Source organism: Bradyrhizobium sp. RT6a (assembly GCF_040547675.1).
GTDB lineage: Bacteria > Pseudomonadota > Alphaproteobacteria > Rhizobiales > Xanthobacteraceae > Bradyrhizobium.
Map to the genome: position 1 here is coordinate 353,066 of NZ_JBEPQC010000003.1, position 15,530 is coordinate 368,595.

Here is a 15,530-nt window from a genome sequence, read left to right on the forward strand (position 1 = left end):
CACGCCGAACGAGAATCCGGGACCAGTCGTGCTGCAAAAGCTCTCCAAGTATCGACAGAAACGTGATTTCGAGAAGACGCCGGAGCCGTCGGGAAAGACCGCGGTGGCGCAATCGAAGCAGCGGCGCTTCGTGATCCAGAAACATGACGCCTCGCGGCTGCACTACGATCTGCGGCTCGAGTTCGACGGCGTCTTCAAGTCCTGGGCGGTGACGAAAGGGCCCTCGCTCGATCCGCACGACAAGCGGCTGGCCGTCGAGGTCGAGGACCACCCGCTCGACTATGGCGACTTCGAGGGTACGATTCCGGAGGGCCAATACGGCGGCGGCACGGTCATGCTGTGGGACCGCGGCACCTGGGAATCCGAAGATCCCGAACGCGGTTTCAAGAAGGGCGATTTGAAATTCACCCTGCATGGCGAGAAGCTGCACGGTAGCTGGGTCCTGGTGCGCATGCGCAACGACCGCACCGGCGGCAAGCGGACCAATTGGCTCTTGATCAAGCATCGCGACGAACATGTCCGCGAGGGCGCAGACAACGACATTCTCGAGGAGGACAAGTCGGTCGCCTCCGGCCGTGCGATGGAGCAGATCGCCGGAGGCAAAGGCCGGGCGCCAAAACCGTTCATGCTGGCGAAGGGCACCAAGGCCAAGGCCGACGCGGTCTGGCAGTCCAACCGGGCGGACGAGGCGAAAGAGCGCACGGTCAAGCCGGCACCCCGCGCGGCGTTGAAGACCGGCAAGACGGCAAAGAAGAAAGCCACAACCGCGACGACCGCGAAGAAGGCGGAGATGCCGGATTTCGTCGCGCCGCAGCTCTGCACCTCGGTCGAGCGCCCGCCGGGTGGCGATGGCTGGTGCCACGAGATCAAGTTCGACGGCTACCGCGTGCAGCTGCGGGTCGAGGGCGGCAAGGCGACGTTGAAGACGCGCAAAGGCCTCGACTGGACCGAAAAATTCGCAAGCATCGCGAAGGAAGCGGGCGCGTTGCCGGATTTGATGATCGACGGCGAGATCGTCGCGCTCGACCACAATGGGGCACCGAACTTTTCGTCGCTTCAGGCCGCGCTCTCGGACGGCAAGACCGACGAGCTCATCTTCTTCGCTTTCGACCTCCTGTTCGTCGAACGCCTCGATTTGCGGCGGCTGCCGCTCGGGGAGCGCAAGGACCGCCTCAAGGAACTCCTGGAGGCACGCAAGAAAAAATCGAGCCAGATTCGCTATGTCGAGCATTTCGAAAGCGGCGGCGACGCCGTGCTGCAATCGGCCTGTAAGCTCGAGCTCGAGGGCGTGGTGTCGAAGAAGCTGGACGCACCTTATCGTTCGGGGCGGACAGAAAGCTGGACCAAGGCCAAATGCCGTGCCGGCCATGAGGTCGTGATCGGCGGCTACAAGACCACCAATGGTAAATTCCGTTCGCTGATGGCCGGCGTGCACCGCGGCGATCATCTCGCCTTCGTCGGGATGGTCGGAACCGGCTTCGGCGCCGACAAGGTCAAGCGCATCATGCCGTCCTTGAAGGCTATGGAGGCCAAGCAAAGCCCCTTTGGCGGCAAGAACGCACCGAAAAAAGCGCGCGAGGTGCACTGGCTGAAGCCGGAGCTTGTGGCGGAGATCGAGTTCGCCGGCTTCACTGCCGACGGCAACATCCGCCAGGCCGCCTTCAAGGGTCTGCGGCAGGACAAGCCGGCGGAGGAGGTCGAGGCCGAGACACCGGTCGATACCGAGCTTGCCGAGCCCTCGACCAAGCGGCGTGCCAAGCCGCGCGCGCAAGCGAAGACCGGCGCACGAACGGCGCAAGGTGGCAGTGCCGAAGTGATGGGTGTCGTCATCTCCAAGCCGGACAAGGAGCTCTGGCCGGACGACGGCAATGGCGATCCCGTCACCAAGCTGGATCTCGCGCGCTATCTCGAAGCCGTCGGCGAGTGGATGATCGTGCACCTGAAGGGCCGGCCATGTTCGCTGATCCGCGCCCCTGACGGCATCAAGGGCGAATGCTTCTTCCAGCGCCACGCCATGCAGGGCACGTCGAACCTCCTGGAGCTCGCGCGGGTCTCCGGCGACCGCAAGCCTTATTTGCAGATCGATCGCATCGAGGGGCTCGCGGCCGTGGCGCAGATCGGCGGCGTCGAGTTGCATCCCTGGAATTGCGCGCCTTACGCCTACGATACTCCGGGCCGGCTGGTGTTCGATCTCGATCCCGCGCCCGACGTCGTCTTCGCCGACGTCGTCGAGGCCGCCAAGGAGATGCGGCAGCGGCTGACCGACATCGGCATGGAGAGCTTCTGCAAGACCACCGGCGGCAAGGGCCTGCACGTCGTGGTACCGCTGCGACATGGCGCGCGCGACCAGGTGAGCTGGAAAGAAGCCAAGGCCTTCGCGCAAGGTGTCTGCCAGTGGATGGCGGACGACAATCCCGAGCGCTATCTGCTCAACATGTCGAAGAAGCTGCGAATGGGAAAGATCTTCCTGGACTATTTGCGCAACGATCGCATGTCGACGGCGGTGGCCCCGCTGTCGCCGCGTGCGCGCGCCGGTGCCACTGTGTCGATGCCGCTCACCTGGGCGCAGGTGAAGACCGATCTCGATCCGAAGCGCTACACGCTGCGTAGCGTGCCCGGCCTGCTGCCGCGGTCGAAGGCGTGGGATGGTTATGACGATGCGGCCGTGTCGATCAAGGCAGCGATCAAGAAGCTGGCGGATAAAAAGAAGTAGGGTGGGTTAGCGAAGCGTAACCCACCCCTTCTGTTGACGCGGAAAGAAAGAGGGGGGTTACGCCTTGCGGCTAACCCACCCTACCGAACCCGGCTAGATCCGTCCCAGCAGCAGCAGGATCAGCAGGATCACGATGACGAGCCCGAGACCGCCGCCGCCGTAATAGCCGGTGCCGTAGAACGGGCCGCCGCCGATGCCGCTGAAGCCGCCGAGCAGCGCGATGACCAAAATGATCAGAATGATCGTACCGATAGACATGCGAAATCTCCTCCAGCCCTTCGTTGGAAGGGTCGTTGCAACCTGTCCCGTTGTGCGAGGGCAACTTGCCGCAGGTTTTAAAGTTCCCCCAATGAAACACCGGTTGCACGCTCCACTTGCATGGAACCTTTGTGGTACCGGCGGGCATGATTATGTGAGGTTCAATCACTAACTGGGCAGAGCCATGTCAGCACCGCTTGTCGTCTCCATTCCCCATCGCCTCGGCCGCGAGGAGGCGGTGCGCCGTCTCAAGACCGGGCTCGGCCGTGCCGCCGCCAGCATTCCCGTGATGCAGGTCGAGGAGGAGCGCTGGAACGGCGACAGCATGAATTTCCGCATCCGCGCGCTCGGGCAGATCGCAACGGGGCAGGTCGACGTCGCCGACGATCACGTCAAGGTGCAGGTGGTACTGCCTTGGCTGTTGCAGCGCTTTGCGGAGATGGCGCAGGCCACGATCCGCAAGCGCGGCCAGCTGCTGTTGGGCAAAGACGCGAAAGGCTAGCGTTCAAGCGCGGCTGCGCTGTCGGACTGGCTTCGCCGCATCCGCGGGGCGCGCCGGGATGACCGAAGCTGGAAAACCGCGAAGCGCCTGCGCGAGCGGCAGATCGTTGCCTGCAAAACCCGGCACGCTATAGCCCGTGACGTCGATGGTGGCGTCGACCCCATCGAACGCCGGCCATTCGCGTCCTGCTTGCGTGAAAAGAGCGAAGTGGCGCCCGACCGCGACGATCGCAGCATTGCGGCCGTGGCGGCGGGCAAAGGCCACGACATGGTCGGCATGTGCGCCCCGCACCGGAAGCGGCTGGTAGTCACCTCGCGCGAAGGCGTCGGGCAGCTCGTTGCGCAGCTTGAGCAGGTGCCGCGTCCAGGCCAGCTTGAGCTGGCCGTCCGGCCAACTCTTGATCAGATGATTCCAATCCGGATTGTCCAGCGTGCCCAGCACCGTGTGTCGCGCGGAAAAATCCACCGGGCGGCGGTTGTCGGGATCGACCAACGACAAATCCCAGAATTCGGTGCCCTGATAGAAATCGGGCACGCCCGGCAGGGTCGCCTTGAGCGTGAGCTGGCTCAACGCGTTCAGCGCGCCGAGCAGCGCGACGCGGCGTGCCAGGGTTTGCAGCGCCTCCAGGAATTCGCCTGACAGCGCGGGATCGAGGATCTTCGCGATGAAGCTCTTGACGCCGTTCTCATAGGCCTCGTGCGGGTTGAGCCAGCTTGTCTCCTCCTTACCCTCGCGCGCGGCCTTGAGCGCATAGGCCTGGATACGCTCGACGAAGCCGGCTTCGGCCGTCTCCCCGAGCGGCCAGGCGCCGAGCAGCGTCTGGTAGAGCATGTATTCGAACGTGGCCGAAGGAGCGCGCAGATTGCCGTCGAGCGCGAGGTGCGGCGCGTTCAGGACTTTCCAGCGTGACACGGCACTGGTCCATTCGCCGGGAATTTCACTTAAGGCAGAGATCCGCGCGCGGGCGTCCTCGCCACGTTTGGTGTCGTGCGTGGCGGTCGCCGTCATCCCTTGCGGCCATTCCCTGGCGCGGGTCTGCATGATCTCGTGGAAAGCGGGAATGGTGAGGCCCTTGCTCGCGGGATCGCCACCGACTTCGTTCAGGGCGAGCAGCCGGTGGAATTGATAAAAAGCGGTGTCCTCCAGCGACTTCGCCATCATCGGCCCGGTGAATTGCTGCACCTTCAGCGCAAACCGACGCACGCGCGGGGCGCTGTGCGGGGGACGGCCAGGCTTGAGCAAATCCATGATGAGCGCATCGCGCAGGAAGTCGAAAATGCCTTCGTCCGCGGCGAACCATTCCCGGCGAGCGGCATCGATGGTGTCGTCGATCAGCTTGCGATCGTTCGCCGTTGGCGCGCTTGTCGTCAGGTAGGTCCGGTACACCGGGAAATGCAGCACGTAGAGTTCGAGCGCCTGCCGCAGGCTGTCGGCTGAAAAGTCGCGGGTCGAATAGTGCCCGTTGGCGATGCGCGCAAGCAGGCGCGTCAGAACCGTGAATTCGCTGGTCAGCAACGTCTCCAGCACGCGCCGTTTGGCGTCCTTGACGTAAGGCGCGAGCCGTGGCGACCGGTTGCTGATCTGCCGCCAGGTCTCGTCCAGGGCCTCCAGCCCCTTGGCGTCGACCAGAACGTGAGTGATGGCATTCATCCACTCATAGCCGGTGGTGCCCTGGACGCCGGCGAAATGCGGCAGGCGCTCGTGCTCGCACAGGATTTTCTCGATCACCGTATAGAACGGCTTTATGGTGCCCTGCGCGTCGCGCACCAGCCGGCGCAGCCGCTGACAATATTGCGCGGGATCGCGCAGGCCGTCGATATGGTCGAGCCGGATGCCTTGCAGTTTGCCGTCGGCAATGAGTTGCTTCACCAGCCGGTGCGTGGCGGCGAACGTGCCGGGATCCTCGACGCGCATGCCGGCGAGCCCGTTGACGTCGAAGAAGCGGCGATAGTTGATGTCGCTGGAGGCAAGCCGCCAGTGCCCGAGCTTGTAGTGCTGGCGTTCCAGCAAATGATGTAGCGCCAGCGTCTGTGCGGGGCGATCCTTGGCGGCGCGATAGGCGCCGAGGCCGCGCGCGATGATATCGGCGCTGCCTGCGATCTCCCTAAGCTCCGCCTTGAAGCCGGGTGCTTCCTTGCGGTTGGGACGGCGCAGTCCCGTGTAGCGGGCCGCGAGCGACAGCAGGCGCTTGCCGGCCTCGGTCTCGGCGGCGTCGGCTTCCTTCACGATCATCCGCAGCATCTCGCCATAGCGCTCCGGCGCGATCGGCAATCGATGCTCGAAATACCAGGCGGAAAAACTACCTTCGTCGGGATCGTAGCGCAGCTGGATGTCGCCGCTCTCGAGCGCTTCGCCATAGGACGCTCCGAGGATCGGCAGCAGCACGCCGCCACGTGCGCGGAAAGCCAGTTGATCCCAGTCGATGTCGAAGGAGACAGCGTGCGGCGAGGCCTGGCCCCATTCCAGCACGTCCAGCCACCAGGGATTGTCGGCAAAGTGCACGCCGACATGGTTGGGTACGAAATCGATGACGAGGCCGAGGTCGTTCTGCGTCAGCGCCTCGCTCAGCCGCCCAAAGCCGGCCTCGCCGCCGAGCTCCGGATTGAACTGGCTGTGATCGACGGTGTCATAGCCGTGCGTCGAGCCCTTGCGGGCCTTCATCACCGGCGAGGTGTAGAGATGCGTGATCCCCAACGCCTTCAGATACGGCACCACCGCGGCGGCCTTGTCGAAGTCGAAGTCCGCGGTGAGCTGAAGCCGGTAGGTTGCGAGAGGAATGGCTGAAGGCATGTCAACCTCCGAGGCGCCAGACCACCGACCAGGGCGCAAGCCGGTCGCCGGTCGCGCCGCCCCAGATCAGGGTCCCCACGCCGTCGTCGGAATACGCAATGTCCTTGTCGGAGAGATTGGCCACGAGGCGCAGCGTCGTGCCATCTCCCATGTGCCAATGTGCGGTGAGCAGGCCGTTATCGGCCACGGCGGCACCGCCAAAGCGAGCACCTTTCAGTCGTGGCGCGATCTCCTTGTGGCGGAGTGCGAGCAGCTCCCGCACCAGCGCGAGACGTGCATCCTGCTCCGGCGTGTGGCCGGTCCAGTCGAGCACGGCCGATTGCAGCGTTGCCGGATCGAGCGGGTCGGGCACCTCCTCGCCGTACGTCTCATAGGCCCAGGCGTATTCGTGCTTGCGCCCCTTGCGCACGGCATCAGCCAGCCCGCCCTGGAAGTCGCAGAAGAACGGGAAGGGCGCGGTCGAGCCCCACTCCTCGCCCTGGAACAGCATCGGTACCATCGGCGCGAGCAGGGTCACCGCGAGTGCGGCTTCGATCTGCTTGGGCGGTGCCAGGCTTTCGAGCCGGTCGCCGAGCGGCCGGTTGCCGATCTGGTCGTGATTTTGCAGGAAGTTGACGAAGGTTGCCGGCGGCAGCGCGTCACTCTTCTCGCCGCGCGGCTTCTTGCCCCAGAATTCAGAGATCTCGCCCTGATAGACGAAGCCGGAGGCGAGCGCGCGTGCGAGATCGAGCCGCGGCGTTTGATAGTCCGCATAATAGCCGGCCAGCTCGCCCGTCAGCATCACGTGCCAGACATGGTGGTAGTCGTCATTCCACTGGCCGCGATATTTACCGTTCGGGGGCTCCTGCGCGGCGTCGAGCAGGCTCGCGCGGTTGTCGCCGTTCTCCAGCACGAGATGGATATGCCGCCCCGTCGCCTTGGCAAGCTCGCCCGCGGCGACGCTGAGGTCTTGCAGCATCGATTGCTCGCCGGGGATCGCCATGATGTGATTGGCGGCATCGAGCCTCAGGCCGTCGAAGCGATAGTCGCTGAGCCACGACAGCGCGTTCTCGACGGCAAAAGCGCGAACCTGCGGCACGCGATAATCGATCGCACTGCCCCATGGCGTGTGCGCGTCGGTGAAGAAGGCTGGCGCGTAGCGGCCGAGGTAGTTTCCCTCGGGGCCGAAATGATTGTAGACGACGTCGAGGACCACCATCAGCCCGCGCAGATGGGCTTCGTCGATCAGCGTCTTCAATTCATCGGGATGGCCATAGGCGCTGTCGGGCGCGTACCACAGCACGCCATCATAACCCCAGCCGCGGCGACCGGCGAAGTCGGCCAGCGGCATCAGCTCGACCGCGGTGATGCCGGTCGCGACGAGATGATCGAGCTTGTCGATCATGGCGCGGTAGGTGCCTTCCGCGGTGAAGGTGCCGACATGCGTCTCGATCAGCACCGTCTCTTCCCAGGGACGGCCGCGCCAATCGGATGCGCGCCAGGCGAAGGCGTCATGATCAATCACCTCGCTCGGGCCGAACACGTCGTCCGATTGGAATGCAGACGCCGGATCGGGCACGTCGATCTCGTCGTCGATCCTGAATTTGTAGTTGCTGCCGATGGGCAGGTCGGCAATGTCGGCGACATACCAGCCATCCTGCCGGCGCTGCATGGCGTGTCGTCGGTCGAGCAGGAGATCGACACGGCGCGCGGCAGGCGCCCACAGCCGGAACGACACGCCGTCCTTCGTCGGCCTCGCCCCGAAGGATGGCCTCATAGCGCCCCCGCGAAAGCGAGCACGGAGCGCGGCGGCGCCTTGCTGTCGCTTCCGGGCAGGAAGTCGACCGTGTTCAGCTTGGCGTCGGTCGTGTTCAGGATTTGTTGCCAGCTCTTGTATTCGGTCAATTTTGGCAATTTGAATGCGATCTCTTCGGGGGCTGCGTTGAGTACGATAAAGATCGCCGCGCTGCCCGGTTCCATCGGCCCCATCACATAGGAGAGAAACCGCCCTTCCGGAAATTTCCAGTCGCTTTCCGTCATTTCGTCACCCGCCGGTGTCAGCCACAGCGCGCCATAGGAGATGCCGTCCTTGGGGCGGCCGTCGAGCCAGCGATGGCTGCGAAGCTGCGAGAATCGGCGGCGGATCTCGGCGAGTTCGGCGACGAAATCGACCATGTCGTCGCCGTCCTTGCCGAGATTGTCCCAGCCGACCCAGCCAACCTCGTTGTCCTGGCAATAGGCGTTGTTGTTGCCCGATTGCGAATTCCCGACCTCGTCACCGGCGAGGATCAGCGGGATGCCCTGCGCCAGCATGAGGCAGGCCAGCACGTTCTTGCGAAGCTGCCGGCGCAAGCTGACGATCTGGGGATCGTCGGACGGGCCCTCGACACCGCAATTGTTGCTGTGGTTGTCGTTTGAGCCGTCGCGATTGTCCTCGCCATTGGCCTCGTTGTGCTTCTCGTTGTAGCTGAAGAGATCGGCGAGGGTGAAACCGTCATGCACGGTGATGTGGTTGACGCTGGCGCGCGGCCGCCGTCCACCGTGGTTGAACAGGTCGGAGGATGCCGTCATGCGGCTGGAGATGTCGCCGATCAGGCTGCCTTCGCCGCTCCAGTAGCGGCGCATGGCGCTGCGGTAACGGTCGTTCCATTCCGACCATTGCGAGGGAAATGCGCCGACCTGGTAGCCGCCGAGCCCGAGGTCCCAGGGTTCGGCGACGAGCTTGACGCTCGCCAGCACAGGGTCCTGGCGGATCGCGGTCAGGAACGAGCTGCCGCGATCATACCCGTTCGGCCCGCGCGCCAGCGTGGTGGCGAGGTCGAAACGGAAGCCGTCGACGTGGCAGACCTCGACCCAGTAGCGCAGGGAATCCATCACCATCTGCAGCACGCGCGGGTGGGTGAGGTTCACCGACGAGCCGCAGCCGGTGAAGTCGTCGTAATAGCGCGGGTTCTCGCGGTTCAGCCAGTAATAGGAGGCGTTGTCGATGCCGCGGTAGCACAGCGTCGGGCCGAGGTGATTGCCCTCGGCGGTGTGGTTGTAGACGACGTCGAGCATCACCTCGATGCCGGCATCGTGCAGGCGTGCGACCGTGGTGCGGAAGGAATCGAGGGCGTTGTCCTGGGCGTAGCGCTGCTCGGGCGCGAAGAAGGACAAGGTGTTGTAGCCCCAGTAATTAGCGAGCTTCTTCTCCACCAAGATGCGGTCGTCGACGAAACTGTGCACCGGCAGGAGCTCCACCGTGGTGACGCCGAGCTTCCTCAGGTGCTCGATCATGGCCGGCGAGGACAGGCCGCCATAGGTGCCGCGCAAATTCGGCGGCACGTCGTCGCGCTTTTGTGTCAGTCCCTTGACGTGAGCCTCGTAGATGATGGTGTCTTCCCAGGGAATGTTGGGCCGGATCTCGCGGCGGCCCCAGTTGAAAGTCTCGTCGACGACGACAGCCTTGGGCATGCCGCGCGCGTTGTCGCGCCGGTCGAACGACAGATCCTCGCGCGGGCTTCCGGTGCGATAGGCGAAATGCGCATCACTCCAGACCAGCCGCCCCGAAAGCCGCTTGGCATAGGGGTCGAGCAGCAGCTTGTTGGCGTTGAAGCGGTGGCCCTGTTCGGGCTCGTAGGGGCCATGCACGCGGTAGCCGTAGAGCTGGCCGGGCGAGACGTCGTTGAGATAGCCGTGCCAGACATCCTCGGTGCGCTCCGGCAACTCGACGCGCTCGAGTTCGCGGCGGCCCTGCATGTCGAACAGGCACAGCTCGACCTTCTGCGCGTTGGCGGAGAACAGCGCGAAATTGGTGCCGCGTCCGTCCCAGCTTGCGCCGAGGCGTGCGGGCGATCCAGCAGTCAGGCGCATCGTTCAGCTTTCCGGAACGAGGAAGATCGCGGCGAGCGGCGGAATGGTGAGGCGGAGCTCGCCATTGACGGCGTGGACCTCGCCGATGTTGCCGACATTGCTGCCGCCGTAATGGGCGGAGTCCGAGTTGAACACTTCCTTCCACTTGCCGCCGAAGGGCGCCCGAACGCGGTAGTTGCGATAGACGTTAGGTGAGAAGTTGACGATCACCATACACCGGGCGTGCTCGTCAAATCCCTTGCGCAGCCAGGCGAACACGTTTCGGTTGGCGTCGTCGGTGATCAGCCACTCGAAACCGGCCGGCTCGCAGTCCATCTGGTGCAGAGCGGGCACCGCGCGATAAAGCCGGTTGAGATCGCGGATCAGCGCCTGGATGCCTGAATGGGGCTTATACCCGAGCAAGTGCCAGTCGAGCGACTGGTCGTGATTCCATTCGCGGCTTTGCGCGATCTCGGCGCCCATGAACAGCAGCTTCTTGCCGGGATGGCCGAACATGAAGCTGTAATAGGCGCGCAAATTCGCGAAACGCTGCCATTCGTCGCCGGGCATGCGTCCCAGGATCGAGCGCTTGCCGTGCACGACCTCGTCATGCGACAGCGGCAGGACGAAGTTCTCCGAGAAGGCGTAGTGCAGGCCGAACAGGATGTCGCCGTGATGATGCTTGCGGTGGATCGGGTCCTTGCCGATGTAGTTCAGCGTGTCGTGCATCCAGCCCATGTTCCACTTGTAGCCGAAGCCGAGCCCGCCGAATTCGACCGGACGCGAGACCTGCGGCCAGGCGGTGGACTCTTCGGCGGCCGTGGTCGCCTGCGGGAAACGCGCGAACAGCTCGGTGTTGAAGCGGCGCAGGAACGCGATCGCCTCGATGTTCTCCCGGCCGCCATGCTGGTTCGGAATCCACGCGCCGGGCGGACGGCTGTAGTCGAGGTAGAGCATGGAGGCGACCGCATCGACGCGCAGTCCGTCGATCGCGTAGCGCTCGAGCCAGAACAGCGCGTTCGACACCAGGAAGTTCGTCACTTCGGTGCGGCCGTAATTGTAGATCAGCGTGCCCCAATCGAGGTGACGGCCCTGGAGCGGATTGGCGTGCTCGTACAGCGCCGTGCCGTCAAAACTGCCGAGCCCGTGCGGATCGTCAGGGAAGTGGCCGGGCACCCAGTCGAGCAGAACGCCGACTCCCTCGCGGTGGCAGGCATCGACCAGCGCGGCAAAATCCTCCGGCGTGCCGAAGCGGCTGGTCGGCGCATACAGGCCGGTCGGCTGATAGCCCCATGAGCCGTCGAATGGATGCTCGCTGACGGGGAGGAATTCGAGATGGGTGAAGCCCATGTCGCGGGCGTAGGCCGGCAACTGCTCGGCCAGCTCGCGATAGGTCAGCCATTCATCGCCGTTCTTGCGCCGCCACGAGCCGAGATGGACCTCATAGATCGACATCGGCGCGGACAACGCGTTGATGCCGTCGGGTGCCGGTCGCGGCCGCGGCAGATGCGCTTCGTCGAACACGATGGAAGCGGTCTTCGGCCGCACCTCACTCGCAAAGGCCATCGGATCGGACTTCAGCGGAAGTAGATGGCCATGCGGTCCGATGATTTCGAACTTGTAGTGGTCGCCGGCCTTGGCGTGCGGGATGAACAATTCCCAATAGCCCGCGCCGCGCACCCGCATCGGATGGCGCCGCCCGTCCCAGAAGTTGAAGTCGCCGACCACGGAGACACGCCGGGCGTTGGGCGCCAGCACCACGAAGCCGATGCCATCGATGCCTTCGAGCCGCATCGGATGCGCGCCGAGCTTGTCGTAAAGGCGCTGGTGGGTGCCTTCGCCGAGCAGATAGAGATCGAAATCGGTCAGGATCGGCGGAAAGCGATAGGTGTCCTCGAACTCGATGACGTTGTCGCCGAACTTGGCGCGGAGCTGGTAGTGCTTCGCGCCGTTCGGTAGAGCGCCGATGAACAGGCCGGCATCATGGACGCGATCGAGCTTCGCCACCTCGCCGTGCTCGCCCACCGCTTCGACGTTGGAAGCATCGGGAAGAAACGCGCGCACCACGCTCTTGTCGCCCTCGGGATGCAGCCCGAGATAGTGGAAGGGATCGGAGTGGCGACCCTCGATGATCGCATAGGCCTCGGCAGGGAGTTTAGGCATGGGCTTCGCTCTCGATACTGGACAGAATGCGAAGCAGTCCGGACAGCGGCGCATGGAGCCCCTCAGGCCGGTTGGACAGCTCGTACTCTACTTCCTCGAACGCATGATCAAGCAGGAAAAAGCTTAACAGGCCTGCCGCGGATTGCGGATCTTCCGGCCACAGCCGCCGATCGGTCATGGCGTCGCGGTAGGCGGTGAGGAACGTCGCGGTGGTGCGCTCGCGCCATTCGTCGAGCGCAGCCGTAAGCCGGCCCTGTTCGTCGGAGGCGCCCGTGAGCGCGCGATGGAGCGCCGCGTTAACCGAAAGATCAATCGAGCGGATCAGGCCGGCAACGTCGCGCGCCGCAGGCAGCTTGCGCCGCTTGTCGGCCTGCGGCAAACGCGGATCTCCGTCGAAGTCGATGATGAAGATATCGTCCTTCACGATCAGAGTTTGCCCGAGGCGGAAGTCGCCATGATGACGGATGTTCAACCCGCCGATCTCGGAAGGTAATAGCGCGTTGAGCCGGCCGGACAGGGACGCGCGCTCCGCGACGAGCTGATTGATCAGCGGTCGATCCGCCTCCCGCAGGCCGTCGGTGCTGGCGGCCAGCCGCTCGAAGACCCGTTCGGCCCGTGCCTTGAGCTCGGATGACCAGCGCTTGATTTGTACGGAGCCAATCGGCTCCGGCGCGAGATCGCCAGGCTTTGCGGCGGCCAGAGCCACATGCAGCTCGGCGAGCCGCCGGCCGATCTGCGTAATGAAGTGCAGATAGGGCGCTTGCTCCTGGGTCTCGCGGGGCATCTCGCCCGGAGGCAGCACCCGCTGCTCGTCGATATAGCGGTCGAGATAGCCCGCGGTGACGCCCCAGCCGTCGCCCTGGTTCTCGACATAGGCGTGCAGCACGCCGACCGCGCTGCGGCGGTCGTCTTCGACCAGCTCGACGCTGCCGAGCAGTGCCGGCGTATTGGCAAAGCGGGCGATTTCGGTGAGATAGGAGCCGATCTCGATCTCGGGATGGATACCGGCTTCGAGCTGGCGATAGATCTTGGCGACATACTGGTTGTCGACCAGCGCGGTGCTGTTCGACTGTTCGATCGCGCGGATGCGTTCGGGCTCCTTGATGGTGTACTCGGCAAACCGGCTGGTCGCCTTGAACTCCAGCCGCAGATTGTTTTCCTCCACCACTAGGTTCTGCGACAGATTGCGCAGGAACAGGCCAATGAAAATCTGCTCGGTTGCCACATCCAGCAGCGTGCCTTCGCGGGCACCCTGGCGTACGGCGGCGAGCGCCCTGGGATTGAAGCGTTCGCGGTCGAAGCGAACCCATTCGATCTGCATCGGCAGCACGTAGCGCGTGGTGACGTCGCCCTGCGCCGCCTCGAAGAACGCGATCCAGGGCCTGTTGTCGCCGATGTCGCAGAACGGCACCGCCGAGGTCAGCGTCGGTTTGATGTGCTTGGGATTGTGCTCCGGATACCAGCGTGTGCGCGACAGGAAGCCCGGCAGCACCTCATGCTCGAACACGCCGCGCTCGCGCGCCAGCGACACCCAGGTCGAGTTCACCGGCACCACCAGCGTCTCGAATTCCGGCACAGCGCGCGGTGTCACCGGCTCGGACTTGTCGCGCTCGGCGAGCTGGAACCAGTAGAAGCCATAGGGCCCCAGCGTGACCATGTAGGGCAGTTCGCCGATCGCCGGAAAACGCGTGCGGCCGAGCATCTCCTGCGGGATGCGGTCCTTCCAGGGCGACAGATCGAGCTCGGTCGCCTGGGCTGCGCGCGACAGATTGGCGACGCAGAGGATCACCTCGTCGCGGTACTGCCGGACATAGGCCAGCACGGCGCGGTTGGCCGGACGGATGAAGGTCATGGTGCCGCGGCCGAAGGCGAGCGTCGATTTGCGCACCGAGATCAGGCGCTTGGTGGCGCTGAGCAGCGAGGACAGGCTGCGCGACTGCGCCTCCACGTTCACTGATTCATAGCCGTAGACGGGATCCATGATCAGCGGCGCATAGAGGCGGGCAGGGTCGCAGCGCGAGAAGCCGCCGTTGCGGTCCGGGCTCCACTGCATCGGCGTGCGCACGCCGTTGCGGTCGCCGAGATAGATGTTGTCGCCCATGCCGATCTCGTCGCCGTAATAGATGATCGGCGTTCCCGGGAAGGACAGCAGCAGCGAGTTCATGAGCTCGATCTTGCGCCGGTCGTTGTCCATCAGCGGCGCGAGGCGCCGGCGGATGCCGACATTGATGCGGGCGCGCGGATCGTTGGCGTAGGTGGTCCACAGATAGTCGCGCTCGACGTCGGTCACCATCTCCAGCGTCAGCTCGTCATGGTTGCGCAGGAACAGCGCCCATTGGCAGCTCGCCGGAATGTCCGGCGTCTGGCGCAGGATGTCTGTGATCGGGAAGCGGTCCTCCTGCGCGATCGCCATGTAGATTCGCGGCATCAGCGGGAAGTGGTAGGCCATGTGGCATTCGTCGCCGCGGCCGAAATATTCCTGCACGTCCTCCGGCCATTGGTTGGCCTCGGCCAGCAGCAGCTTGCCCTTGGAGTAGGAATCGAGCTCATGGCGGAGCCGCTTGATGATGGCGTGCGTCTCCGGGAGGTTCTCGTTCGAGGTGCCTTCGCGCTCGCAGAGATAGGGAATGGCGTCCAGCCGGAAGCCGTCGACACCGGCGTCCAGCCAGCGCTTCATCACCTGGATCAGGGCGCTGACGACGCGGGGATTGTCGAAATTGAGATCCGGCTGGTGCGAGAAGAAGCGGTGCCAATAGAACGCGCCGGCCTCGTGGTCCCAGGTCCAGTTCGACTTCTCGGTGTCGGTGAAGATGATGCGGGTGCCTTGGTATTTCTGGTCGGTGTCGCTCCAGACATACCAGTTGCGGGCGCTCGAGCCCGGAGGGCTGCGGCGCGCGCGCTTGAACCAATTGTGCTGGTCCGAGGTGTGGTTGACGACGAGCTCGGTGATGACGCGCAAGCCGCGCTTCTGCGCCTCCTGGATGAAGCGCTTGAAATCCTTCATCGTCCCGAAATCGGGATTGACCGCGCCGTAGTCGGCGATGTCGTAGCCATCGTCGCGGCCGGGGGAAGGATAGAACGGCAGCAGCCACAGCGCGGTGACGCCGAGCTCCTGCAGATAAGGCAGCTTCTCGGTCAGGCCTGCGAAGTCGCCGATACCGTCCTGATTGCTATCGGCAAACGCCTTGACGTGGAGCTGATAGATAATGGCGTCCTTGTACCAGAGCTCATCCACGATCTCGGCAGCCTCGGCTTTCTTGGTGTCGACGGAAGACAATACGTTCATGGCGTGCG

General features: G+C 64.3%; 8 protein-coding genes. 2 read left to right on the forward strand and 6 right to left on the reverse strand.

Features of this window, described 5'->3' with window-relative positions:
• Positions 1-28 precede the first annotated feature (28 nt).
• A complete protein-coding gene (gene ligD, locus ABIC03_RS19705; protein WP_354060248.1) occupies positions 29-2,713 on the forward strand; it encodes a DNA ligase D in 2,685 nt (894 codons plus the stop codon).
• A 93-nt stretch (positions 2,714-2,806) separates the two neighbouring features.
• On the opposite strand, the gene ABIC03_RS19710 is transcribed toward ligD, so the two are convergent.
• On the reverse strand, positions 2,807-2,971 hold the full coding sequence (locus ABIC03_RS19710; protein WP_007595743.1) for a DUF3309 family protein: 165 nt from the start codon (positions 2,969-2,971) through the stop codon (positions 2,807-2,809).
• A 184-nt stretch (positions 2,972-3,155) separates the two neighbouring features.
• Here ABIC03_RS19710 and ABIC03_RS19715 point away from each other — a divergent pair, with 184 nt between their 5' ends.
• A complete protein-coding gene (locus tag ABIC03_RS19715; protein ID WP_354060250.1) occupies positions 3,156-3,473 on the forward strand; it encodes a polyhydroxyalkanoic acid system family protein in 318 nt (105 codons plus the stop codon).
• A gap of 3 nt (positions 3,474-3,476) precedes the next feature.
• On the opposite strand, the gene treY is transcribed toward ABIC03_RS19715, so the two are convergent.
• From treY to treS, 5 genes are read right to left on the reverse strand one after another with little or no spacing between them, the layout of a single operon-like run.
• Positions 3,477-6,263 (reverse strand): malto-oligosyltrehalose synthase, encoded by a 2,787-nt coding sequence (treY, locus tag ABIC03_RS19720; RefSeq protein WP_354060252.1) that lies wholly within the window; start codon positions 6,261-6,263, stop codon positions 3,477-3,479.
• Between the two features lies 1 nt (position 6,264).
• Positions 6,265-8,019: a malto-oligosyltrehalose trehalohydrolase gene (gene treZ / locus ABIC03_RS19725; protein ID WP_354060254.1), complete on the reverse strand. Its 1,755-nt coding sequence runs from the start codon at positions 8,017-8,019 to the stop codon at positions 6,265-6,267.
• Positions 8,016-10,094: a glycogen debranching protein GlgX gene (gene glgX / locus ABIC03_RS19730; protein WP_354060256.1), complete on the reverse strand. Its 2,079-nt coding sequence runs from the start codon at positions 10,092-10,094 to the stop codon at positions 8,016-8,018. Before glgX ends, treZ begins: the two co-directional genes overlap by 4 nt.
• Positions 10,095-10,097: 3 nt before the next feature.
• The gene (glgB, locus tag ABIC03_RS19735) at positions 10,098-12,236 is read right to left on the reverse strand and encodes a 1,4-alpha-glucan branching protein GlgB (protein ID WP_354060258.1); all 2,139 of its coding nucleotides are present in this window, start codon (positions 12,234-12,236) and stop codon (positions 10,098-10,100) included.
• Entirely contained in the window at positions 12,229-15,522 is a 3,294-nt protein-coding gene (treS, locus tag ABIC03_RS19740) for a maltose alpha-D-glucosyltransferase (protein WP_354060259.1), read from the reverse strand. Before treS ends, glgB begins: the two co-directional genes overlap by 8 nt.
• Between the last annotated feature and the right edge of the window lie 8 nt (positions 15,523-15,530).

Coding starts and splice junctions, on each gene's coding strand:
- ABIC03_RS19710 (WP_007595743.1), bottom strand. CDS start 2,971: ATGTCTATCGGTACGATCATTCTGATCATTTTGGTCATCGCGCTGCTC.
- ABIC03_RS19715 (WP_354060250.1), top strand. CDS start 3,156: ATGTCAGCACCGCTTGTCGTCTCCATTCCCCATCGCCTCGGCCGCGAG.
- treY (WP_354060252.1), bottom strand. CDS start 6,263: ATGCCTTCAGCCATTCCTCTCGCAACCTACCGGCTTCAGCTCACCGCG.
- treZ (WP_354060254.1), bottom strand. CDS start 8,019: ATGAGGCCATCCTTCGGGGCGAGGCCGACGAAGGACGGCGTGTCGTTC.
- glgX (WP_354060256.1), bottom strand. CDS start 10,094: ATGCGCCTGACTGCTGGATCGCCCGCACGCCTCGGCGCAAGCTGGGAC.
- glgB (WP_354060258.1), bottom strand. CDS start 12,236: ATGCCTAAACTCCCTGCCGAGGCCTATGCGATCATCGAGGGTCGCCAC.
- treS (WP_354060259.1), bottom strand. CDS start 15,522: ATGAACGTATTGTCTTCCGTCGACACCAAGAAAGCCGAGGCTGCCGAG.